This window comes from Ornithinicoccus halotolerans, assembly GCF_009602535.1.
Lineage (GTDB): Bacteria > Actinomycetota > Actinomycetes > Actinomycetales > Dermatophilaceae > Ornithinicoccus > Ornithinicoccus halotolerans.
On the sequence record NZ_WIQI01000218.1, the window covers coordinates 1 to 935 of the forward strand.

Here is a 935-nt window from a genome sequence, read left to right on the forward strand (position 1 = left end):
CCGGCGGCGTGCACGACCCCGCCTCGGCCCGCGCGCTGCTGGCAGCCGGTGCGCTCGGCGTCCAGGTCGGCACCGCGGTCCTGGGCGACCCCGCAGTGGCCTGGCGGCTGGCCACCGCCCTCCGTGCCGACCCGGCACCGGACCCCGAGGAGAGGACGTCGTCATGACCGAGCACCCCCCGCAGCACAACCACCCCGAGGACCGGCCGCCCAGCCCCGCGGCGTTCGCGGACCGCGCCGTGGCGGCCATGGAGCGACACGGCCCGCTGTGCGTCGGGGTCGACCCGCACCCGGGTCTGCTGCGCGAGTGGGGACTCAGTGACGACCCGGCAGGGCTGGCGCGCTTCTGCGAGATCGCGGTCGAGGCACTGGCCGGGCACGTCGCCGCGATCAAGCCGCAGGCCGCCTTCTTCGAGCGGCACGGCTCGGCCGGGGTGGCCGTCCTGGAGGAGCTGCTGGCCGAGCTGGCCCGCCGGCACACGCTGACGGTGCTGGATGCCAAGCGCGGTGACATCGGCACCACCATGGCCGCCTACGCCGAGGCCACGCTCGCCGACGGCGCCCCGCTCGCCGCGGACGCGGTGACGGTGAGCCCCTACCTGGGATACGGCAGCCTGCGGCCGGCGATCGACCTCGCCCGCCGGACCGGGCGCGGGGTGTTCGTGCTGGCGCTGACCTCCAACCCGGAGGGGGCCTCGGTCCAGCGCCGGGGCGAGCCGACGGTCGCCGGCACCGTGGCCAGTGCCGCCGCCGCCGACAACACCGGTGCCCGCCCCTGCGGGCCGGTCGGGCTCGTGGTGGGCGCCACCGGGACGGACCTGCCGGCCGACGCCGGCGTCGACCTGGCAGCACTCAACGGGCTGCTGCTGGCCCCCGGGCTGGGCAGCCAGGGCGGGACGCCGGCCGACCTTGCCCGGCGGTTCGCCGCCGCGCCCG

General features: G+C 78.1%; 1 protein-coding gene. It reads left to right on the top strand.

What is annotated here, in order from left to right; translation table 11 throughout:
- Positions 1-163: 163 nt before the first annotated feature.
- Positions 164-935, top strand: a 772-nt coding sequence (gene pyrF, locus GFJ45_RS16155) for an orotidine-5'-phosphate decarboxylase (protein WP_153399132.1), incomplete at its 3' end; no start/stop codon positions are given.